The sequence below is a fragment of the Streptomyces liliiviolaceus genome (assembly GCF_018070025.1).
GTDB lineage: Bacteria > Actinomycetota > Actinomycetes > Streptomycetales > Streptomycetaceae > Streptomyces > Streptomyces liliiviolaceus.
In genome coordinates this window covers 542,896-563,797 of sequence record NZ_JAGPYQ010000001.1, presented here as the reverse complement: position 1 = coordinate 563,797, position 20,902 = coordinate 542,896, and the positions used below count along the sequence as shown (strand labels likewise).

The 20,902-nt window shown below is 70.2% G+C and carries 17 protein-coding genes and 1 tRNA gene; 10 read left to right on the top strand and 8 right to left on the bottom strand.

All coding sequences use genetic code 11. The annotated features are described in order from the left end of the window. Positions 1-75: 75 nt before the first annotated feature. The 5 genes from J8N05_RS02420 (at position 76) to J8N05_RS02400 (ending at position 5,906) form a co-directional block, all read left to right on the top strand. Positions 76-552, top strand: a complete 477-nt coding sequence (locus tag J8N05_RS02420) for an FtsB family cell division protein (RefSeq protein WP_210880832.1) — start codon at positions 76-78, stop codon at positions 550-552. Positions 553-581: 29 nt separating this feature from the next. Beyond that, positions 582-1,103, top strand: a complete 522-nt coding sequence (locus tag J8N05_RS02415; RefSeq protein ID WP_210880831.1) for a DUF501 domain-containing protein — start codon at positions 582-584, stop codon at positions 1,101-1,103. Between the two features lie 275 nt (positions 1,104-1,378). After that, positions 1,379-2,323: a Ppx/GppA phosphatase family protein gene (locus J8N05_RS02410; protein ID WP_210889971.1), complete on the top strand. Its 945-nt coding sequence runs from the start codon at positions 1,379-1,381 to the stop codon at positions 2,321-2,323. Between the two features lie 459 nt (positions 2,324-2,782). Then, on the top strand, positions 2,783-4,168 hold the full coding sequence (locus J8N05_RS02405) for an NAD(P)/FAD-dependent oxidoreductase (protein WP_210880830.1): 1,386 nt from the start codon (positions 2,783-2,785) through the stop codon (positions 4,166-4,168). Between the two features lie 439 nt (positions 4,169-4,607). Further along, the gene (locus J8N05_RS02400; protein WP_210880829.1) at positions 4,608-5,906 is read left to right on the top strand and encodes an SAM-dependent methyltransferase; all 1,299 of its coding nucleotides are present in this window, start codon (positions 4,608-4,610) and stop codon (positions 5,904-5,906) included. Between the two features lie 84 nt (positions 5,907-5,990). Here the strand turns inward: J8N05_RS02400 and J8N05_RS02395 are convergent, their stop codons facing one another. Further along, positions 5,991-8,519 carry an ABC transporter permease gene (locus tag J8N05_RS02395; RefSeq protein ID WP_210880828.1) on the bottom strand — a complete coding sequence of 843 codons (2,529 nt, stop codon included), beginning with the start codon at positions 8,517-8,519 and terminating at the stop codon, positions 5,991-5,993. Between the two features lie 397 nt (positions 8,520-8,916). Continuing rightward, on the bottom strand, positions 8,917-9,687 hold the full coding sequence (locus tag J8N05_RS02390; protein WP_210880827.1) for an ABC transporter ATP-binding protein: 771 nt from the start codon (positions 9,685-9,687) through the stop codon (positions 8,917-8,919). A gap of 446 nt (positions 9,688-10,133) precedes the next feature. On the opposite strand from J8N05_RS02390, the gene J8N05_RS02385 reads away from it, so the two are divergent. The 3 genes from J8N05_RS02385 to J8N05_RS02375 all read left to right on the top strand — a co-directional run bounded on the left by J8N05_RS02385 (position 10,134) and on the right by J8N05_RS02375 (position 12,737). After that, positions 10,134-10,219 (top strand) — tRNA-Leu (locus J8N05_RS02385). A 243-nt stretch (positions 10,220-10,462) separates the two neighbouring features. Further along, positions 10,463-11,638, top strand: a complete 1,176-nt coding sequence (locus tag J8N05_RS02380) for a 4-hydroxybenzoate 3-monooxygenase (protein ID WP_210880826.1) — start codon at positions 10,463-10,465, stop codon at positions 11,636-11,638. Between the two features lie 184 nt (positions 11,639-11,822). Next, on the top strand, positions 11,823-12,737 hold the full coding sequence (locus J8N05_RS02375; protein WP_210880825.1) for a Bax inhibitor-1/YccA family protein: 915 nt from the start codon (positions 11,823-11,825) through the stop codon (positions 12,735-12,737). Between the two features lie 87 nt (positions 12,738-12,824). Here the strand turns inward: J8N05_RS02375 and J8N05_RS02370 are convergent, their stop codons facing one another. Then, the gene (locus J8N05_RS02370) at positions 12,825-13,055 is read right to left on the bottom strand and encodes a DUF4287 domain-containing protein (RefSeq protein WP_210880824.1); all 231 of its coding nucleotides are present in this window, start codon (positions 13,053-13,055) and stop codon (positions 12,825-12,827) included. A 104-nt stretch (positions 13,056-13,159) separates the two neighbouring features. On the opposite strand from J8N05_RS02370, the gene J8N05_RS02365 reads away from it, so the two are divergent. Further along, entirely contained in the window at positions 13,160-13,471 is a 312-nt protein-coding gene (locus tag J8N05_RS02365) for a hypothetical protein (protein WP_210880823.1), read from the top strand. 75 nt (positions 13,472-13,546) lie between these two features. Here J8N05_RS02365 and J8N05_RS02360 read toward each other — a convergent pair whose 3' ends face one another. From J8N05_RS02360 to J8N05_RS02350, 3 genes are all read right to left on the bottom strand, one after another. Beyond that, positions 13,547-14,338 carry a hypothetical protein gene (locus J8N05_RS02360; RefSeq protein ID WP_210880822.1) on the bottom strand — a complete coding sequence of 264 codons (792 nt, stop codon included), beginning with the start codon at positions 14,336-14,338 and terminating at the stop codon, positions 13,547-13,549. 283 nt (positions 14,339-14,621) lie between these two features. Further along, positions 14,622-15,842, bottom strand: a complete 1,221-nt coding sequence (locus J8N05_RS02355; protein ID WP_210880821.1) for an acetyl-CoA C-acetyltransferase — start codon at positions 15,840-15,842, stop codon at positions 14,622-14,624. 378 nt (positions 15,843-16,220) lie between these two features. Next, positions 16,221-17,237 (bottom strand): SGNH/GDSL hydrolase family protein, encoded by a 1,017-nt coding sequence (locus tag J8N05_RS02350; RefSeq protein ID WP_199854656.1) that lies wholly within the window; start codon positions 17,235-17,237, stop codon positions 16,221-16,223. Between the two features lie 146 nt (positions 17,238-17,383). On the opposite strand from J8N05_RS02350, the gene J8N05_RS02345 reads away from it, so the two are divergent. After that, positions 17,384-18,775, top strand: a complete 1,392-nt coding sequence (locus J8N05_RS02345; protein ID WP_210880820.1) for a cystathionine beta-synthase — start codon at positions 17,384-17,386, stop codon at positions 18,773-18,775. A gap of 453 nt (positions 18,776-19,228) precedes the next feature. On the opposite strand, the gene J8N05_RS02340 is transcribed toward J8N05_RS02345, so the two are convergent. Together J8N05_RS02340 and J8N05_RS02335 are read right to left on the bottom strand one after the other, a co-directional pair. Further along, positions 19,229-19,663, bottom strand: coding sequence for a hypothetical protein (locus J8N05_RS02340; RefSeq protein ID WP_210880819.1), 435 nt, complete (start codon positions 19,661-19,663; stop codon positions 19,229-19,231). 92 nt (positions 19,664-19,755) lie between these two features. Further along, positions 19,756-20,688 (bottom strand): ABC transporter substrate-binding protein, encoded by a 933-nt coding sequence (locus tag J8N05_RS02335; protein WP_210889970.1) that lies wholly within the window; start codon positions 20,686-20,688, stop codon positions 19,756-19,758. Positions 20,689-20,902: the final 214 nt, after the last annotated feature.

Sequence of the window (20,902 nt, the reverse complement as noted above, 5' to 3'; positions counted from 1 at the left end):
CGTCGTACGTACGTCCCCGTACCCGGTCCCGTACCGTGTGCGGGGACGTACGTACGTATCGGGGAGGCGGGACAGATGGCTGTGAAGGACCGTGACCGGTTCTCCACCGCGACCAGGCTGCGGGCGCTCGGTGAGCAGACCGCCGCCCGTGTCTACCGCTCCCAGACCAAACGCCAGGCGCGCCGCTCCCGGCTGACCGGCCGTGCGGCGCTGCTCGCCCTCGTGCTCTGCTCGCTCGTCGTGGCCCTCGCCTACCCCATAAGGCAGTACGTCTCCCAGCGCGCCGAGGTCGCCGATCTGCAGCGCGAGCGCGAGCAGGCCCGCGAGCGCGTCGAGGAACTGCGGGACCTGAAGGCGCGCTGGCAGGACGACGCGTACGCCGAGCAGCGCATCCGGGAACGGCTGCACTACGTGATGCCGGGCGAGACCGGCTTCATCGTGATCGACCCCGACGCGGCGAAGAAGACGCGTACGGACCGGACGGCCGCCGACCGGGCCTGGTACGCCAACGTCTGGGACGGCGTCGACAAGGCCGACGCCTCCGACCAGTGAACTGAACCAGAAGGACACAGAGCCAAGGCATGGAAACGCCCCCGCCGCCCACTTCGCGCACCGAGCCCACCGACGCCGACGTCGAGGCATTCAAGCAGCAGCTCGGGCGGCCGCCGCGCGGGCTGCGCGCGATCGCGCACCGCTGCCCGTGCGGGCAGCCGGACGTCGTCGAGACGGCGCCCCGGCTTCCCGACGGGACGCCGTTCCCGACGACGTACTACCTGACGTGCCCGCGTGCGGCCTCCGCCATCGGCACGCTGGAGGCGAACGGCGTCATGAAGGAGATGACGGACCGTCTCGCCACGGATCCCGAGCTGGCCAAGGCGTACCGGGCCGCGCACGAGGACTACATCGCGCGCCGTGACTCCATCGACGTGCTCGAAGGATTTCCCAGCGCGGGCGGGATGCCGGACCGGGTGAAGTGCCTGCACGTGCTGGTCGCGCACTCGCTGGCCGCCGGGCCGGGGGTGAACCCCCTGGGGGACGAGGCGATCGCGATGCTGCCGGAGTGGTGGCGCAAGGGGGCGTGCGTCGTGCCGACGGCGGGGTGAACCGGGGGGTTCGGGGTGCGTCGTCGGCCGCCGGGCCGGTGGGGGCTGATCGCGCAGTTCCCCGCGCCCCTGAAGGGCGGGGCTGCGCCCCGGCCCCCTGGGCATTCAGGGGCGCGGGGAACGGCGCAGTCTTTTAAGGGGCGCGGGGAACTGCGCAGTCTTTTGGGGGCGCGGGGAACGGCGCAGTCTTTTTAAGGGGCGCGGGGAACTGCGCAAGCGGGGGTTCGGGGGCGGAGCCCCTGAGCGGGACGAACGACTGGTTACAGGAGATCACCATCAAGACTCGCGTCGCCGCCGTCGACTGCGGCACCAACTCCATCCGCCTCCTCGTCGCGGACGCGGACCCCGACACCGGCGAACTCGTCGACCTCGACCGCCGCATGACGATCGTCCGTCTCGGACAGGGCGTCGACCGCACCGGCCGCCTCGCTCCCGAGGCCCTGGAGCGCACCTTCGCGGCCTGCCGCGAGTACGCCGAGGTCATCAAGGAGCACGGCGCCGAGCGCCTGCGCTTCGTGGCGACCTCCGCCTCCCGCGACGCCGAGAACCGCGACGACTTCGTGCGCGGTGTCCTCGACATCCTGGGCGTTGAGCCGGAGGTCATCTCCGGCGCCCAGGAGGCCGAGTTCTCGTTCACGGGCGCCACGAAGGAACTGACGGGCCGTGACGACCTCGCCAAGCCCTACCTCGTCGTCGACATCGGCGGCGGCTCCACCGAGTTCGTCGTCGGCGACGACCACGTGCGGGGCGCGCGCTCGGTGGACATCGGCTGCGTACGCATGACGGAACGGCACCTGGTCCGGGACGGCGAGGTCACCGACCCGCCGGCCGAGGAGCAGGTCCGGGCGATCCGCGCCGACATCGAGGCCGCCCTCGACCTCGCCGAGGAGTCCGTGCCCCTGCGCGAGGCCCGCACGCTGGTCGGGCTCGCCGGGTCCGTCACCACCGTCGCGGCGATCGCCCTGGGGCTCGCGGAGTACGACTCCGAGGCCATCCACCACTCCCGCGTCTCCGTGGACCGGGTCCGGGAGATCACCGAGCGGCTGCTCGCCGCCACGCACGCCGAGCGCGCGGAGATCCCCTCGATGCATCCGGGCCGCGTCGACGTCATCGGCGCCGGCGCCCTCGTACTCCTCGCGATCATGGAGCGGACCGGTGCGCGGGAGGTCGTCGTGAGCGAGCACGACATCCTCGACGGCATCGCGTGGTCCCTGGCCTGAACCGGGCCCGGGGCAAGGCCCCTTCAGCCCTGCCTCAGCGGCCTCGGCTGAGCGGACACGACAACGTATGAGCGCACTTGAGGGCCCTGAAGAGGCCTTGGGAACGACCTTGCCGACAGCCCCGCGAGAAACTTCGTGAAGTTCTTCACAAGAGAATCGGCCCTGTTGAGGGAGGTTTTGCTCCCTCCGGGTACTCCGGGGCCCCCGACAGCCCCCAACGCATGATCAACGGGCTGTTTCGCGGGTGCTGCGATCGTGTGAAGGGGAGGGCTGGTCCAGGGGTGCGAATGGGCCCAAGTGGCAGCTCAGGCGGCATTGACAACGGGTCGCGGCATGCGCTGGTTCCCCTGTCAGGACATGACCTGGGTCACGTGGGCCGCGCAGTGTAGCAGAGGGTGTGAAGAAGCTTGTGAAGGGGCGCACGAGCGACCCCCCTGGGACAGGTGGATACTCGATGGCATGAGCACCACGGAGCGTCCCAGGATCCTCGTAGTAGGCGGTGGGTACGTAGGCCTGTACGCAGCTCGGCGCATCCTCAAGAAGATGCGCTACGGCGAGGCGACCGTCACGGTCGTCGACCCCCGGTCGTACATGACCTACCAGCCCTTCCTCCCCGAAGCAGCCGCAGGCAGCATCTCGCCTCGGCACGTCGTCGTCCCGCTGCGACGCGTGCTGCCCAAGGCGGAAGTGCTCACCGGCCGGGTCACGACCATCGACCAGAACCGCAAGGTCGCCACGATCGCCCCCCTCGTGGGCGAGGCGTACGAGCTGCCCTTCGACTACCTCGTCATCGCGATGGGCGCGGTCTCCCGCACCTTCCCGATCCCCGGCCTCGCCGAGCAGGGCATCGGCATGAAGGGCATCGAGGAGGCCATCGGCCTGCGCAACCACGTCCTTGAGCAGCTCGACAAGGCCGACTCCACGACCGACGAGGATGTCCGCCGCAAGGCGCTGACCTTCGTCTTCGTCGGCGGTGGCTTCGCGGGCGCGGAGACCATCGGCGAGGTCGAGGACATGGCCCGGGACGCGGCCAAGTACTACAACAACGTCTCGCGCGAGGACATGCGCTTCATCCTCGTCGACGCCGCGGACAAGATCCTTCCCGAGGTCGGCCCCAAGCTCGGCCAGTACGGCAAGGAGCACCTCGAAGGACGTGGGGTCGAGGTCTACCTCTCCACCTCCATGGACTCCTGCGTCGACGGCCACGTGGTCCTGAAGAACGGCCTTGAGGTCGACTCCAGCACGATCGTGTGGACGGCCGGCGTCAAGCCCAACCCGGTGCTCTCCCGCTTCGGCCTGCCGCTCGGCCCCCGTGGTCACGTGGACACCGGGACCACCCTCCAGGTGCAGGGCACGGACTACATCTGGTCCGCCGGCGACAACGCCCAGGTGCCGGACCTCGTCGGCCGCAAGGCCGGCAACGAGAACGCCTGGTGCCCGCCGAACGCGCAGCACGCGCTGCGGCAGGCGCGGGTCCTCGGCGACAACGTGATCTCCGGTATGCGGGGCTTCCCGCAGAAGGAGTACAGCCACGCCAACAAGGGTGCGGTCGCCGGGCTCGGGCTGCACAAGGGCGTCGCGTTCATCGTCGTGGGCAAGATGAAGATCAAGCTCAAGGGGCGGCTGGCCTGGTACATGCACCGTGGGTACCACGGGCTGGCCATGCCGACCTGGAACCGGAAGATCCGGGTCTTCGCGGACTGGACGCTGGCCGTGTTCCTCAAGCGTGAGGTCGTCTCCCTCGGTGCGATGGAGACTCCTCGCGAGGAGTTCTACGAGGCTGCGAAGCCGGCGCCGGCGCCTGCCGCTGTCGCGAAGACCGAGGAGAAGGCGAAGGCCTCCTGACCTTCGGTCACCGTCTCACCTGCCGGCCCCGAAGGGGCCTCCCGCCATCCGTGGTGCGGGAGGCCCCTTCGGCGTTTGTTCTCGCCCCCGCCGCCCCTACCCTCCCCCAGTCTCGGCTTCGCTCGACCGGGGGGACCCCCACCGTCCCCGCATGGGGGCTGCGCCCCCTCGCCCCCCTTTGTCCTCAAACGCCGGACGGGCTGAGATGTTGCCCGGCGGCCGCGCATCTTTCAGCCCGTCCGGCGTTTGAGGACGAGCGCGCAAGCGCGACGGGGGTCTGGGGGCGCAGCCCCCAGGGGTCCAGGCACCACCCGGTTAGTACGTGGTGCCTGCATGTATTTTGCTCGAACATGACGCTTTCGCGGGACTGCGCTCCGGCCCCGTTGGTGTTTACGTGGTGTTGGAGTTTGTGGAATTCCTCGTCACGGAGGTGTGCGTCATGCAGGACGCGGCGCTTCGGCTCAAGGCGCTGATGGAACAGCTGCTGGGAGCCCCGCTCCCGGTGCGGATTCGTGCCTGGGACGGTTCGGAAGCGGGACCGCCGGGCACGCCGGTGCTCGTCGTACGGAACCGGCGGGCGCTGCGCCGACTCCTGTGGAAGCCGGGGGAATTGGGCCTGGCGAGGGCCTGGGTCGCCGGTGACCTCACGGTGGACGGCGACCTGTACGCCGTACTGGACGCGGTGGCCGAGATGGTCTGGGAGCGCGGGGAGGACGCCAGGACCCTGGCCCAGTCCCTGCGGGACCCCGACGTACGGTCCGCCGTGCGCGGGCTCATCCGCATGGCGGGCTCGCCCCTGCCGCCCGCCCCGCCCCGCGAGGAGGTGCGCAGACGGTCCCAGCTCTCGCATCTGCACACCAAGCGCAGCGACCGGCAGGCCATCAGCCACCACTACGACGTCGGCAACGACTTCTACGAGATCGTCCTCGGCCCGTCCATGGTCTACTCGTGCGCCTACTGGGAGTCCCCGGACGGCACTCTGGAGGACGCCCAGCGCGACAAGCTCGGGCTGATCGCCCGCAAGCTGGAGCTGAAGCCGGGCATGCGACTGCTCGACGTCGGCTGCGGCTGGGGCTCGATGGCCATCCACGCGGCCCGTGAGTACGGCGTGAGCGTGGTCGGCGTGACGCTGTCCCAGGAGCAGGCCGCGTACGCCCGTAAGCGCGTCGCGGAGGAAGGGCTCACCGACCGGGTCGAGATCCGCGTCCAGGACTACCGTGACGTCGGCGACGGTCCGTACGACGCCATCTCCTCCATCGGGATGGCCGAACACGTCGGCAGCGAACGGTATCTGGAGTACGCGCGGGATCTGTTCGCCCTCCTCAAGCCGGGCGGACGGCTGCTGAACCACCAGATCGGGCGCCGGCCGTGGCGCGACGAAGCGGCGTACGAGATCGACGAGTTCATCGACGCGTACGTCTTCCCCGACGGGGAGCTCGCGCCGATCGGCGAGACCGTGACCCAGCTGGAGGGCGCCGGGTTCGAGGTACGTGACGTCGAATCGATCCGGGAGCACTACGCGCTCACCCTGCGCCGCTGGGTGGCCAACCTGGAGGCCGACTGGCCCCGGGCCGTCAAGCTCACCAGCCCCGGCCGGGCCCGCGTCTGGCGCCTCTACATGGCCGCCTCGGCGCTCGCCTTCGAACGCAACCGCATCGGCGTCAACCAGGTGCTGGCGGTGCGGACACCGGGCTCGGGGGAGTCGGGCATGCCCTTGCGGGCGCGTACCTGGAACTGAGCGGTCCGTTCACGCCGGTGGGCCCCGTTCCGTGGTGTCGGAACGGGGCCCACCCGTGTCGTGCGTGTCGTGCTTCGTGGGTGACTATTCGGCCTTGATCGCCGACAGCATGTTCAGGCGCGCGGCCCGCCGGGCCGGCCAGAGGGCGGCCAGGACGCCGACCACCGCGGCCAGGAGCAGGAAGACGGCCATCCGGTCCCAGGGCAGCACCAGTTCGTACGTCGGCATCTTGGCGCCCGCCAGTTCACCGGCGGCCCAGCCGAAGAACACGCCCAGGCCCACCCCGAGCACCCCGCCGAAGAGGGAGATGACCAGGGACTCCAGACGGACCATCCGCTTGATCCCCTTGCGGTCGAGGCCGATCGCGCGGAGCATGCCGATCTCCTGCGAACGCTCGAAGACGGACATGGCGAGGGTGTTGATCACGCCGAGGACGGCGACGAGGACGGCCATCGCGAGCAGGCCGTAGAGCATGTTCAGCATCAGCGTGAACATCTGCGCGATCTCGTTCGAGACGTCCTGCTTGTCCTGGACCTTGACGGCCGGGTTGTTGCCGAGCGCCTTCTCCAGCTTGTCCTTGGTCGCGTCGGACGTGCCGCCGGCGGTCTTCAGCATGACCTGCGCGTCGCCGGGGTTCGCCTGGTTCGGGGCGAGGGTCGCGATGTCGACCATGATGCCCCGGATCATCTCGTTGCCCTCGTAGACACCGGCGACCGTCAACTGCTGCTTCTTGCCGTCCTCGTACGAGACCGAGAACGTCGAACCGGCCTTCCAGCCGTGGTCCGCGGCGGTGTCGTCGTCCACCACCGCCTGGGTCCTGCTCACCTTGAAGGAGCCGTTGTCCACCTTCAGATCGGTCAGTTCGCCGATCGCGGAGCCCTTCACACCGGTCACGTACTCGGTGTCGCCGTCGATGCGCGCGGGCGCGTCGCGCAGGGCGCTGATGGTGGTGACGCCGTCGGTCTTCGCGAGCTTCTTCTCGACGTCCGGGGAGAGGTCGTTGAAGTTCGCCATCGAGACCACGTAGTCCGCCTTCAGCGCGGACGTCGCCATCTTGTCGATGCCCCTCTGCAGGCTGCCCGCCATCACCGTCATACCGGTGATGAGGGTCAGCCCGATCATCAGGGCCGAGGCGGTGGCGGCGGTGCGGCGCGGGTTGCGTACGGAGTTCTGGCGGGCCAGCTTGCCCGAGACGCCGAAGATCCGCAGGACCGGGGCCGCGCCCGCGATCAGCGGGCGGGAGAGGAGAGGCGTGAGGATGAAGACACCGATGATCAGCAGCGCCGCGCCGAAGCCCATCGGGGCCTGGCCGTCCGTGCCGTCCATCGTCGTGGCGTAGAGGACGACGGTGACGCCCGCCGCCGCGAACAGGGCACCGAGGGTGTTGCGCAGCACCAGCGACTTGGTGGTCGCCGTGGCGTGCACGCTGCTCATCGCCGCGACCGGCGGGATCCTCGCGGCGCGGCGGCCCGGCAGCCAGGCGGCCAGCATCGTGATCAGGATGCCGACGGCGAACGACGTGACGACCGTGCCGGGACTGATGACCAGCGGCCCGGCCGGGACCGCGGCGTCCAGCGTGCCCATCAGGGCGCGCAGGCCCGCGCCGATGCCGATACCGGCGAGCAGGCCCGTGACGGCGGCGACCGTGCCGACCAGGAACGCTTCGAGCAGCACCGAGCGGGTGACCTGCTTGCGGGAGGCGCCCACCGCGCGCAGCAGCGCCAGCTCCTTGGTGCGCTGGGCGACCAGCATGGTGAAGGTGTTGGCGATGATGAACGTGCCGACGAACAGTGCGATGCCGGCGAAGACCAGCAGGCCCGTCTTGAGGCCGCTCATCTCGGCCTCGATCATCTCGGCCTGGTCGTCGGCGAGCTTCTGGCCGGTCGTGGTGGAGGTGAGGTCCTGCGGCAGGACCTTTTCGAGGCTTGCCTGGAGCGCGGCCTGGCTGGTGCCCGGGGCCGCCTTCACATCGATCTCGCCGTACGCGCCGGTCTTGTGGAAGAGCTGCTGCGCGGTGGCCGTGTCGAAGAGGGCGAGGCTGCCGCCGGCGGCGACGTTGCCGTCGTCCGTGGTGAAGATCGCGGTGACGGTGGGGGTGAGGACCGGGCCGTCCACCGAGAGCCGTACGGTGTCGCCGACCTTGTAGCCGGCGCGCTTCGCCGTCTCGGCGTCGATGGCCACCTCGTCCTTGCCGGACGGGGCCTTGCCGCTCTTCAGGGGGTAGCGGGGGTCCTTGTCGCCCCAGTAGTTGCCGCCCTGCGACTGGAAGCCGCCGCCGATGAGCTTGCCGTCCTTGCCGGCGATGGCGGTGAAGCCGGTGACCACGCCTATGGCGGACTCGGCGCCGGGGGCCTTCGCGGCCTTGTCCAGCATCGCCTGGGTCAGCTCGGGGTCCTTGCCGAGGTCGTCGCGGCCGTCGTCCGGGTAGTCCGGCTCGACGGCCACGTCGACCTGGTCGAAGCCCTTCGCCGAACTCTTCTGGTACGCGTCCGAGATGGTGTTGGTGAAGACCAGGGTGCCGGAGACGAACGCCACGCCCAGCATTACGGCGAGCACGGTCATCAGGAGCCTGGCCTTGTGCGCTAGCACGTTGCGCAGGGCGGTACGGAGCATGTCTTCTCAGTCCAGGTGGGGTGGGTGGGCGGACGGGGGTCGGCTGCCGGGGTGCGGCCCGGTGGGCGCTTTTGCGCAGTTCCCCGCGCCCCTGGGGGGTAGCGGGTCGGGGTGGTGCGTCGGGTGCGGGCCGGTGGGGGCTTGTCGCGCAGTTCCCCGCGCCCCTAAAAACGGGCCGGTGGGGGTTGCTCGCGCAGTTCTCCGCGCCCCTAAAGGCAGGCCGGTGGGGGGACTTGGTGCGGTGTTCGCCGCGCCGCTGGGGCGGGGCGTGCCCCTTTAGGGGCGCGGGGAACTGCGCGGCCAGCCCCCACCGGCCCGCGGGGAACTGCTCGGCTCGCCCCCCATCCGGCCCGCGAGGGCAGTCGGCCTCAAGCGGGGGCAGTTGGGGGCCGGCCAGTCAACTGGTGCGGCCCTTCGCGTCGAAGCGCTTCATGCGGTCCAGCACCGCGTCAGCCGTGGGCGCGTGCACCTCGTCCACCACCCGCCCGTCGGCGAGGAAGATCACCCGGTCCGCGTACGCCGCCGCCACCGGGTCATGGGTGACCATCACGACCGTCTGCCCCAGCTCCCGCACGGAGTTGCGCAGGAAGCCCAGCACCTCCGCACCCGAGCGCGAGTCCAGGTTCCCCGTCGGCTCGTCGCCGAAGATGATGTCCGGGCGGGACGCCAGCGCACGCGCCACGGCCACACGCTGCTGCTGCCCGCCGGACAGTTCCGAGGGGCGGTGGGAGAGCCGGTCGGCCAGACCCACCATCTCGATCACCTTGTGCAGCCACTCCTTGTCCGGCTTGCGGCCGGCGATGTCCATGGGGAGCGTGATGTTCTCCAGCGCGGTGAGGGTCGGCAGCAGGTTGAACGCCTGGAAGATGAAGCCGATCTTGTCCCGGCGCAGCTTCGTCAGCTGCTTGTCCTTGAGGGAGCCCAGTTCGGTCTCACCGATGCGGACCGAGCCGGAGGAGAAGTTGTCCAGCCCCGCCACGCAGTGCATCAGCGTGGACTTGCCGGAGCCGGAGGGACCCATGATCGCGGTGAACTCGGCCTGCCGGAAGTCGACGGAGACCCGGTCCAGGGCGACCACCTGGGTCTCCCCCTGTCCGTAGACCTTCGACAGTTCCGTGGCACGGGCGGCCACCGCGGTGGACCGTTCGGCGAGGGGAGTGGTGGTCACGGAAGGGTGCTCCTTGTCGGTACGACGACGAGTGGACGACCGTTCCATCGTCGGCGCCGGGCGCCGCCATGTAGTCACCCCCTGTTCCGGTTCCGAGGGGGGACTCGGGAGGGACCCCGCGACGCCGGGTCATACCTGGGGATGACACCCGCCCCCGAGACGACACCGGGACGAAACCGGGAGCCGTCCGGGAGCCGCTCGGGAGCGGCCCCGGAGCAAAATGGCGACGGTTCGTCAGGTTCCGCTCGTTCGGGCGGTGAAATCACGTCATTCCCCGGGCGCCGTCCCGCGTACGTCGAAAGGCACGTGGCATGTGCGGATGGCGCATACCGTGGGCTGATGCACCCTCAGACGCCAATAAAATAAGACAACATCGGGTCGCCCCACCGCTGTTCGGGGGATCTGTCCCGATAGGCTCGGGACACTCGAAGCGGAGTCCATGGCCTGCCCGGATGGTGGAATGCAGACACGGCGAGCTTAAACCTCGCTGCCCTTAACGGGCGTACCGGTTCAAGTCCGGTTCCGGGCACCACCGACACTTTCACCCTTCCTCGGCCTTCCCCGCCCTTCCCGGCGTATCCCGACGAAGGGTGCATCCTTCATTGAAGACTTCACCACTCGACCGTTGACAGCGGCTTGCGCCCGTCGGAGACTCTCGTGAACGGAAAACGGTGAATAAAACTTCACCTAGCGAACAAAGGCTCACGGCGGTGGACGGCGGCGAACTACGCTGACGGCGCTCACGGGAGTCGTCGGAGCGCGAAGGGGCGTGTCGATGCGTACCACCGTCGGGATCATCGGGGCCGGACCGGCCGGCCTGCTGCTGGCGAGGCTGCTGCACAACGCGGGGATCGACTCCGTGGTACTGGAGAGCCGCGACCGCGGGTACGTGGAGCAGCGCCAGCGCGCCGGAATCCTGGAGCAGGGGACCGTGGACGTGCTGCGGGCCGCCGGCGCCGGTGCCCGCATGGACCGCGAGGGCCTGCGCCACGACGGCATCGAGCTGCGGTTCGCGCGCAGGCGCCACCGGATCGACTTCCCCGCCCTCACCGGCGGGCGGTCCGTGATGGTCTACGCCCAGACAGAGGTGTGCAAGGACCTCATCGCGCTGCAGCTCAAGGAGGGCGGCCCGCTGCTCTTCGAGGCGGAGGCGCTGGCCGTGGAGGGGGCCGACACGGACGGTCCCCGGGTGCGCTTCCGGCACGAGGGGCGCGAGGACGTCCTGGAGTGCGAGTACGTCGTCGGGTGCGACGGCTCCTGGGGCGTGGCCCGCAAGGCGATCCCCGAGGAGCTCACCCAGGTCTTCGAGCGGACGTACCCCTTCGGGTGGCTGGGGATCCTCGCCGACGTGCCCCCCTCGCACGACGAGCTCGTCTACGCCCGGCACGACCGCGGTTTCGCTCTGCTGTCCATGCGCTCGCCCGTCGTCTCCCGGCTCTACCTCCAGGTGCCCGAGGGCACGGACGCCGACTCGTGGAGCGACGGGGAGATCTGGGACGAACTGGAGCGCCGCTTCGAGACGGACGACGACTGGCGGCTGGCGCGGGGACCCATCACGGCCAAGTCCGTCACCCCGATGCGCAGCCATGTCCACGAGCCGATGCGCCACGGGCGGCTCTTCCTGGCCGGGGACGCCGCCCACATCGTGCCGCCGACCGGCGCCAAGGGCCTGAACCTCGCGGTCGGTGACGTCGTGACGTTCGCGCGGGCACTGGCCCACCGCGCGGAGACCGGATCCGACGCGCTGCTCGACGCCTATTCGCAGACCTGCCTGCGGCGCGTGTGGCAGGCCGAGCGGTTCTCGTACGAGATGACGACGCTGCTGCACCGCCCGCCCGGGGCGACGCCCTTCGAGGACCGGATCCAGCTGGCCCGGCTGGACCGGCTCGCCTCCGCGCGGGCCGCCGAGCAGGACCTCGCCGAGGGGTACACGGGCTTCGCCCTGGAGTGAACGACCACCGGCCGGGGAACCGGATCAGTACGCACCGGCGTTATACGGGTGCGGGGAATGCCGGGGTGAGAGCCGGTGTTCCCGGTCACAAGAGGGGAAAGATCCTCTCAGGCACTGGATGCATTCTTTTGCCTACCCATTACTCTTGAGCCAAGGCCGCGCAAGGTGGCCATGGAGGAGTGAAATGAGGAGCAGCAACCCGGTCTTCTCGCGACGGGGGTTCAGCCGCGACAACGGCTACGCGGGCTTCAACGCGGCGCCGCAGGCCGGGGGCCCCGCTGTCGGTACGCAGGGGAACCCGTACGCACAGGGTGCCCCCGGCGCCTCGCAGAGCGGCAACCCGTACGCGCAGAATCCTTACGCTCAGAACCCGTACGCACAGCAGGACCTGCAGCACGGCGCACCGCCGCAGGCCCCGCCCGCCGCCGGCCGCATGACGATGGACGACGTCGTCGCACGGACGGCCCTGACCCTCGGTACCGTCACCGTCGGTGCCGTTCTCGCCTGGGTCCTCCTGCCGGTCACGTCGACCAGCTTCGGCCTGGCCATCGGCTCGGCGCTCATCGCGATGGTCTTCGCGCTGGTCCAGGCCTTCAAGCGCAAGGCCTCGCCCCCGCTGATCCTGGCGTACGCCGCGTTCGAGGGCGTTTTCCTCGGCGTGATCAGCGAGATGTACAACAGCCGCTGGTCCGGCGCGCCCTTCCAGGCCGTGCTCGGCACGCTGGCCGTGTCCGGCGCCACGCTGCTGATCTACCGGGCGGGCTGGATCCGCGTCACCGCGCGGTACGCGCGCATCGGTATGGCCATCGCGATCGCCTTCGTGCTGGTCATGGCGGTCAACCTGCTGCTGGTCGTCTTCGGTGTCGCCGACGACGGCGGGCTGCGCAGCATGGGCCCGCTGGGCGCGATCGTCGGCATCCTGGCGATCGTCCTGGGCGCGTTCTTCCTGACGCTCGACTTCAAGCAGATCGAGGACGGTATCGCCTACGGCGCGCCGCGTGACGAGTCCTGGCTCGCCGCGTTCGGTCTGACCATGAGCCTCGTCTGGATCTACCTGGAGATGCTGCGACTGGTCGCGATCTTCAGCGGCAACGATTAGCTCTGACAGCACACGACGAAGGGCCCCGCGAACCTCGGTTCGCGGGGCCCTTCGTTCTTTCTCGGTGCCGGAGCAGCGAGGGCGCGCTCAGCGGAAATTGCGCGCGGCCCTCCTCAGGTCGTACTCGTGGATGATCGCCTTCGCGTGGCCGTACGCGAGGTCGTGCTCGGCACGGAGCCAGCTGACCTTCTCCTCGAAGCGGTGGAGAGCGGGGCCTTCGTCGACGGTGCGCAGCCAGTCGGAGATCTCACGACCGGTGCAGTGGGGGATGCGGGCGAGCAGATTGCGATGGGTCTCCGCGGAGAAGACTTGGGACATCGGCGCCTCCGGACGCAAAGGGGATGTAAGCCGGTCCTTCACGCCACCGTGCCTGAGGGTTCGGTCATTGGCAACAGTCCGGTTGCGACGCGTAGTCTCGCGGCGTGCTTGATACGACGCCGCTGACCCGTGCCGTGGACCACTTCGCCGACCGGTTGCGGGCCGCGCCGCAGAGCCGGCTGCAACGGGGGGCCGCGGCCGAGGCACTGGGCCTGGCCAGGGAGTTGGCGCTGCGTGCCCAGCGGCTTGAGGAGCCCGAGCAGGCTCCCCGGGAGATGCCGGACGCGGGCATGTTCGCGTCGGCTGACCAGATCACGGTGGCCGTTCACGACCTCGCGCTCGTACTGAGGACCGAGGCGGAACTGGCGGAGGCGCTGGTGCTCGTGGAGGAGGCGCAGAAGAGGGCGGGCGTCTGACGCGGGCCGACTGGGGCGGGCCGTCTGACGCGAGCCGTCTGATGCGGGTGGTCGCGCGGAGGGCCGCGCGGTGGGTCACAGCGAGGCTATGACTCGGTCCGCGAGCACGTAGACGTTCTCCTGGCCGCACTCGAAGGTGAGCGCGTAGGCGCCCGAGACTCCCGAGCCGCCGAGCAGGACCGGCGGGTTGCCGGTGCGCAGGGACTCCGCGAGGCGTTCGGCGGTCTCGCGGTGGCCGGGGGTCATGCACAGGGTGGTGCCGTCGGCGAAGACGTACACGTCGAGCGTGCCGAGGGGGCCGGGGCGGACGTCCGCCAGCTCCGTACGGGAGTCGGCCAGTTCCTCAAGGCAGGACACCGTGCGTTCGTGGTCGTTCACCATCGGCGACTGGACCGGGACGAAGTCCGGGTGCGAGGGGTGGCGGCGGCGGGCCGCGGCCAGCTCGGCGGAGTCGCCGGAGAACTCGTCGGCGTCGGCGGCCGGTTCGGTCACCGGCTCCAGGTGTTCGAGACCTATGAAGTCCGACTGGCGCGGCAGGAACAGCTCGCTGTCGGGCAGACCCAGCAGCGTCGGCGCGTCACCGGCGTCACGCGCCTCCTGGGCGGCCCAGAACGCGCGCGCCTCGGCGAGCTCACGCTCGCGCTCCTCGGCGAGGGCCTCGGCCACGGCGGCGCGTATCTCCTCCGCGTCGGCGGAGCCGCGGGCGGCCGGTACGAGGCCGCCCAGGGCCGCGGAGCGGCTTCTGGCGAGTTCGGTGTGCAGGGCCGCCACCTGCCGGCGCAGGGCCAGCAGGGTGCGCAGAACGGCGACGCCCACGGCCGTGGTGGTGGCTGTGGCGAGCAGCAGAGCGAGAAACGTGGTGCTCACTGACGTACTCCCGGTTCAAAGTCGACCCCCGACTTCCTACATCAGCTTGAAGGGTGGACTAACCAGCTGTCAGTGCACAACGTCACGAAAGGGACAGGACTTTAGCCCTGACGTTTACTTGCGGACCAGCTCTGACCTGCATAAATCCCTCCCCGAAGGGAGTTAGGTCACATCCTGGGGGAGATTCGATCACAAAACGACCCAGAGCCCCGGTGAATGCGGGACCCGGGGTCGTTTCGTTCACCCTGCGTTCAACTGCGGTTACGGCGAGCGTGCTTACCCGTCAGCTCAGGCGCTCGATGACCATCGCCATGCCCTGGCCGCCGCCCACGCACATCGTCTCCAGGCCGAACTGCTTGTCGTGGAACTGGAGGGAATTGATGAGCGTGCCGGTGATGCGGGCGCCGGTCATGCCGAAGGGGTGGCCGACCGCGATCGCGCCGCCGTTCACGTTCAGCTTCTCCAGCGGGATCTCCAGGTCGCGGTAGGACGGGATCACCTGGGCGGCGAACGCCTCGTTGATCTCGAACAGGTCGATGTCGTCGACCGTCAGACCGGCACGGGAGAGGGCCTGCTTCGACGCCTCCACCGGGCCCAGGCCCATGATCTCGGGGGACAGGCCGGTGACGCCGGTCGACACGATCCGGGCCAGCGGGGTCAGACCGAGGTCGCGGGCCTTCGTGTCCGACATGATCACGAGGGCGGCGGCGCCGTCGTTCAGCGGGCAGCAGTTGGCCGCCGTGACCAGGCCGTCGGGGCGGAAGACGGGCTTGAGGCCCGCGACGCCGTCCAGCGTGACGCCGGCGCGGGGGCCGTCGTCCTTGCTGACGACCGTGCCGTCCGGGGTGGTCACCGGGGTGATCTCGCGTTCCCAGAAGCCGTTCTTGATGGCTTCCTCGGCGAGGTTCTGCGAGCGGACACCGAACTCGTCCATGTCCTGGCGGGTGACGCCCTTGATCCGGGCGAGGTTCTCCGCGGTCTGGCCCATCGCGATGTACGCGTCCGGGACCAGGCCGTCCTCGCGCGGGTCGTGCCAGGACGCGCCCTCGCTGGCGGCGACCTCGGCGGTGCGGGCCTCCGCGTCCGCGAACAGCGGGTTGTGGGTGTCCGGGAGGCTGTCGGAGTTGCCCTTCGTGAAGCGCGACACCAGCTCGACGCCCGCCGAGATGAAGACGTCGCCCTCGCCCGCCTTGATGGCGTGCAGGGCCATGCGGGTCGTCTGGAGCGAGGAGGAACAGTAACGGGTGATCGTGCAGCCGGGGAGGTGGTCCATGCCCATCTGCACGGCCACGATGCGGCCGAGGTTGTTGCCCTGCTCGCCGCCGGGGAGGCCGCAGCCGAGCATCAGGTCCTCGATGTCCTTCGGATCGAGCTCAGGGACCTTGGCGAGGGCCGCCTGGATGATGGTGGCGGTGAGGTCGTCGGGGCGCAGGTCCTTGAGGGAGCCCTTGAATGCGCGGCCGATGGGGGAGCGGGCGGTCGAGACGATCACGGCTTCGGGCATCTACGGCTCCATTGGCGTCGCGGGGGAGTTGGGCGGACCTGCTTGGGAAGCTACCCGTCCGTATGGGTGAGGTCACGGGTGTGGGTGTGTGACACGGGCCGCACTTTCCAAGCGCTTGCTTTTTCCTCGCTGCGGGTTCCAGCCCCGGGGGCTGCGCCCCCAGACCCCCGCATTCGGGTGCGGGTCCGGTGGGGGCGGGCCGCGCAGTTCCCCGCGCCCCTGAAGGGCGGGGCTGCGCCCCTGCCCTTCGCCCCCTGCCCTTCGCCCCCTGCCCTTCGCCCCCTGCCCTTCGTCGGGAGGGGGGCGGCCCCAGGTACCTAGGGGCGCGGGGAACTGCGCAATGGGGGGCGAGGGGGCGCAGCCCCCATGCGGTGAGGGTCAGGGGGACGTCGGGGCCGGGTCCGACGCCGGGACGCGTCGGCGGCGGCGGCGCTTCAGGAGGGCCCAGGGACCGCGCGGCCCCGTAGGCATCGCCGCGGCCACCTCCGTACCCGGCTCCGACGCCGCCTCCGCCGCCGCTCGCGCCACGGGAAGGAACCCCTCCCGACGGGACACGTCAGGACGCTCCTCCTCCGCCGGCCACAGCCCCAGCGCCGCGCACACCGTCGGCAGCACCGCCATCGCCGCCGTCGCGTACCCCTCCGCCGAGGGGTGGTAGCTGTCGGGCCCGAACAGCTCGCGCGGGTTCTCCGCGAACTCCGGCCCCAGCAGGTCGCCCAGCGACACCGTCCGCCCGCCCTGCTCGACCGTGCCGATCGTCTGCGCCGCCGCCAGCTGACGCGAGGCCCGCCGCGCGAACCACCGCAGCGGCCGGTGGACCGGCTCGATCGTGCCCAGGTCGGGGCAGGTGCCGACGATCACCTCCGCACCGGCCGTACGCAGGCGCCGTACCGCGGCCGACAGATGGCGGACCGACCTCGTCGCCGGCATCCGGTGCGTCACGTCGTTCGCGCCGACCATGATCACGCACACCTCGGGCAACCCGTCCGGATCGGCGAGGACCAGCCGGACCTGGCGGTCCAGGTCGTCCGACTGGGCGCCGGGCAGGGCCACGTTCCGCAACCGCACCGGCCGTTCCGCCACCGCCGCGAGCCCGGACGCCAGCAGCGCGCCCGGTGTCTGCCGGGCCCGGTGCACCCCCTGCCCCGCCGCGGTCGAGTCACCGAGCATCGTCAGGCGCAGCGGTTCCTCCCCACCGGCGTACGCGTACCCGTACAGGCCGTCCGCGCTCGGTGGGTGCGGACTGCGCCCGTGGCCCACCTGCCGTTTCGCCAGCTGCACCTCGGCCAGCACCACTCCGACCGTCGCCGCGCCCAGCAGCCCGATCCCGCCGCCGCCGTACGCCGCGCCCGCCGCGATCCGCCGTGCCACCCTCGCCCTCGACAAGCTCGACATGCGAAGCCGCCACCTCCTCTTAGCCGTACACCCACTCCTTGCCCCGTACAGACCGTCGGTCAATCTCAACGCGGTGTGAACGCCCAGGAGGGGCTTAGGCTGACGGAACCACCCCGACCATTTCTTTTTCAGCTCCGGAGACAACGGTGCAATTCCACGACTCGATGATCAGTCTCGTCGGCAACACCCCGCTGGTGAGGCTCAACAGCGTGACCGCCGGCATCCAGGCGACCGTCCTCGCGAAGGTCGAGTACTTCAACCCCGGCGGCTCCGTGAAGGACCGCATCGCCCTGCGCATGATCGAGGCCGCGGAGAAGAGCGGCGCGCTCCAGCCGGGTGGCACGATCGTCGAGCCGACCAGCGGCAACACGGGTGTGGGCCTTGCCATCGTGGCCCAGACGAAGGGCTACAAGTGCATCTTCGTGTGCCCCGACAAGGTGAGCACCGACAAGATCAACGTGCTGCGCGCGTACGGGGCCGAGGTCGTCGTCTGCCCCACCGCGGTCGACCCCGAGCACCCCGACTCCTACTACAACGTCTCCGACCGGCTGGTGCGGGAGACGCCCGGAGCCTGGAAGCCCGACCAGTACTCGAACGCCGACAATCCCGCCTCGCACTATCACTCCACCGGCCCTGAGCTGTGGACGCAGACGGAGGGGCGGATCACTCACTTCGTCACGGGCGTGGGCACCGGCGGCACCATCTCCGGCACCGGCCGCTATCTGAAGGACGCCAGCGATGGCAAGGTCCAGGTCGTCGGCGCGGACCCGGAGGGGTCGGTCTACTCCGGCGGCTCCGGGCGCCCGTATCTCGTCGAGGGCGTCGGCGAGGACTTCTGGCCGACCGCGTACGACCGGACCGTCGCCGACGAGATCGTCGCCGTGTCCGACAAGGACTCCTTCCAGATGACCCGGCGCCTCGCCAAGGAGGAGGGCCTGCTCGTCGGCGGCTCCTGCGGCATGGCCGTCGTGGCGGCGCTGCGGGTGGCCGAGCGGCTCGGTCCGGACGATGTCGTGGTCGTCCTGCTCCCCGACAGCGGGCGCGGATACCTCAGCAAGATCTTCAACGACGAGTGGATGGCCGACTACGGCTTCCTGGAGGACGAGGGCCCCAGCGCCCGCGTCGCCGACGTCCTGAGCGACAAGGTGCACGGCGCGATGCCGCAGCTCGTCCACATGCACCCCGACGAGACGGTCGGCGAGGCGATCGAGGTGCTGCGCGAGTACGGCGTCTCGCAGATGCCCATCGTGAAGCCGGGCGCCGGACACCCGGACGTGATGGCCGCCGAGGTCGTGGGCTCCGTCGTCGAACGGGAACTGCTCGACGCGCTGTTCACCCAGCGGGCCTCCCTCACCGATCCGCTGGAGAAGCACATGTCGGCGCCGCTGCCGCAGGTCGGCTCCGGTGAGCCGGTGGGCGACCTGATGACCGTGCTCGGCGCGGCCGACGCCGCGATCGTTCTGGTGGAGGGCAGGCCCACCGGGGTCGTCAGCCGCCAGGACCTGCTGTCTTTCCTCGCCAAGGGTGGCCGGCAGTAGAACGTCCGGTGAACCGCGCACGCCGGAGCGGGACTTCCGGTGTGAGCGGTCACGGCGGAACTTCGTGGAAGTGGTACGAGCGCGTCACGTCCACGCAGCACACGCTTAACACGGGTACGGCACATTGGTGGATGTCGGCAAGGGCGGGAGCGGCTCCCCGCCCCGGCCGGCACCAAAACGGCGCCAAGGACCTCCGGAGCGGCTCCCGGACCTCCATGGACGCCACGGACGCGCAGCTCGGCCCTGACCCGGCTCGCGTCCCTCGCGGGGACCGCCGTCGTCCCGCCCCCCGGCAACGGGGGTGCGGCGGCCCCCGCGCAAGCTTCACGAAGGGCCCGGTACCTGTTCAGGTACCGGGCCCTTCGGCGTTCCCGTGCCGCTCTGTCTCTCGCAGCTCCGCTTCTCGTGTCGCGCCGTTCCCCGTGCTGTCCTGCTCCCCGTGTCGTCCGTCCGTCACCCGTCCCAGTCCGAGTCCGACTTGGTCCGGCGCCGCCCGAAGAAATTCGGTGAGAAGCGCGCGGCCTGGACCACGTTGACGCCGACGATGCCCGCCCAGGCGACCAGCAGGCCGGGCAGATGGGCCACGCCGCCGCCGATGGCGGACAGGGGGACCGCGAGGACGAGGGAGACGATCCCGAATCCGAAGCGCTCGCCCCAGGAGTCCGAGGACCCCTGCGGGGAACGCGCGTCCCGGGCCACCACCATCTGCTGTTCCGCGAGCTGGCGACGCACCCGGCGGTCGACCGCGCCGTCGAGGCGCTGTTCGACCTTCTCCAGGAACGAGTCGACCAGCGCGGACTCGTATTCGGCGCCCAGTTCCTTGCGTGCGTGCAAGGTGGCGTCGAGTTCCTTCTTGAGTTCGGCGTCGCGGGCTTCCATTCCGGTCATGCGTTCCAAGGTAGGGAGCCGGGGCGGGCTTGGCACGGGGGTTAGCCCCCCTGTCCGCGCTGGGCCCGTCCCCACCGCCCCTGCCACCGGGCCTAGTCGGTGAGCCCCTTCTCCTTCGCGTACGCGTTCGCCACGTCCTCCGGGTCCTTCTTGTCCTTGTCGACCTTGCGGTTCAGCTCGGTCAGATCGGCCGTGGTGAGGACGTTGCCGAGTTCGGCGAGGGCCTTGCGGACCGTCGAGTCGGCCCTGCGGTCGGCGACCAGGGGGACGATGTGCTGGCCGGGTATCAGGTTCTCCGGGTCCGTGAGGACGACCCAGTCGTTGGCCACGATGTCGGTGTCGGTGGTGAAGAGGTTCGCCACGTCCACGTCGCCCTTCTTCAGGGCGCCCTTCACCAGCGGTCCCGAGGAGTCCAGGGACTTGAACTCCTTGAACTCGACCCCGTAACGGCTCTTCAGGCCCACCGCGCCCACCTCGCGTTTCTTCACCTCGGGCGCGGCGCCGATGACGAGCTTGCCGTTCTGCTTCTTCAGGTCGGCGAGGGAGGACAGGCCGTACCTGTCGGCGGTCTCCCGCGTGACGACGAACGCGTCCGAGTCCTCGGCCCTGCCGTACGGCAGCACCTGGAGCCCGGCGGGCAGGGCCATCGCGAGGGCGTTCTGCATCTCGCCCTCCTCCGTGGCCCGGGACTTGGGGGAGAGGTAGTGCAGGAGGGCGCCCTGGTACTCGGGGAGCAGGTCGATGTCGCCGCCCTTGAGCGCGGGGATGAGGATCTCGCGGGTGCCGAGGTTCGGACGGACCTTCGTCTTCACTCCGGCGGCTTCCAGGACGGCCGCGTAGAGGAAGCCGAGCACCTGGTTCTCGGTGAAGTTGGCGGTCCCGATGGTGATCCCGTCCTTGCTGGACCCGCCACCGCCGCCACCACCCCCGTCACCGTCGAGAGAGGTGATCCCACTGCCGCAGGCGGCAAGAACGGGAACGGAGGCGGCGGCGAACAGCCCACCGAGGAGGGTGCGTCGGTTCATGGAGGTCATGGGAAAAGCTCCTGGGGGAGTTACGAAGATCGGGGGCGCGCCCGGTTCTTTCAAGGGGCGCGAGGAACTGCGCGACCAGCCACATGCGGCCCGCAGACTCAGTACGACGGCCAGTTCTTCAGGGGCGCGGGGAACTGCGCGACCAGCCACGACGGACCCGCAGATCCAGCGCGACGGCCGGCGGCAGCCAAGGCATCGGCGCAGG

Bases quoted from the DNA above. Each gene is read 5' to 3' on its own strand.
- J8N05_RS02375 (WP_210880825.1), top strand. From the start codon at position 11,823: ATGAGGAGCAGCAACCCGGTCTTCTCGCGACGGGGGTTCAGCCGCGAC.
- J8N05_RS02380 (WP_210880826.1), top strand. From the start codon at position 10,463: ATGCGTACCACCGTCGGGATCATCGGGGCCGGACCGGCCGGCCTGCTG.
- J8N05_RS02340 (WP_210880819.1), bottom strand. From the start codon at position 19,663: ATGACCGGAATGGAAGCCCGCGACGCCGAACTCAAGAAGGAACTCGAC.
- J8N05_RS02400 (WP_210880829.1), top strand. From the start codon at position 4,608: ATGCAGGACGCGGCGCTTCGGCTCAAGGCGCTGATGGAACAGCTGCTG.
- J8N05_RS02395 (WP_210880828.1), bottom strand. From the start codon at position 8,519: ATGCTCCGTACCGCCCTGCGCAACGTGCTAGCGCACAAGGCCAGGCTC.
- J8N05_RS02335 (WP_210889970.1), bottom strand. From the start codon at position 20,688: ATGAACCGACGCACCCTCCTCGGTGGGCTGTTCGCCGCCGCCTCCGTT.
- J8N05_RS02405 (WP_210880830.1), top strand. From the start codon at position 2,783: ATGAGCACCACGGAGCGTCCCAGGATCCTCGTAGTAGGCGGTGGGTAC.
- J8N05_RS02350 (WP_199854656.1), bottom strand. From the start codon at position 17,237: ATGTCGAGCTTGTCGAGGGCGAGGGTGGCACGGCGGATCGCGGCGGGC.
- J8N05_RS02415 (WP_210880831.1), top strand. From the start codon at position 582: ATGGAAACGCCCCCGCCGCCCACTTCGCGCACCGAGCCCACCGACGCC.
- J8N05_RS02370 (WP_210880824.1), bottom strand. From the start codon at position 13,055: ATGTCCCAAGTCTTCTCCGCGGAGACCCATCGCAATCTGCTCGCCCGC.
- J8N05_RS02420 (WP_210880832.1), top strand. From the start codon at position 76: ATGGCTGTGAAGGACCGTGACCGGTTCTCCACCGCGACCAGGCTGCGG.
- J8N05_RS02355 (WP_210880821.1), bottom strand. From the start codon at position 15,842: ATGCCCGAAGCCGTGATCGTCTCGACCGCCCGCTCCCCCATCGGCCGC.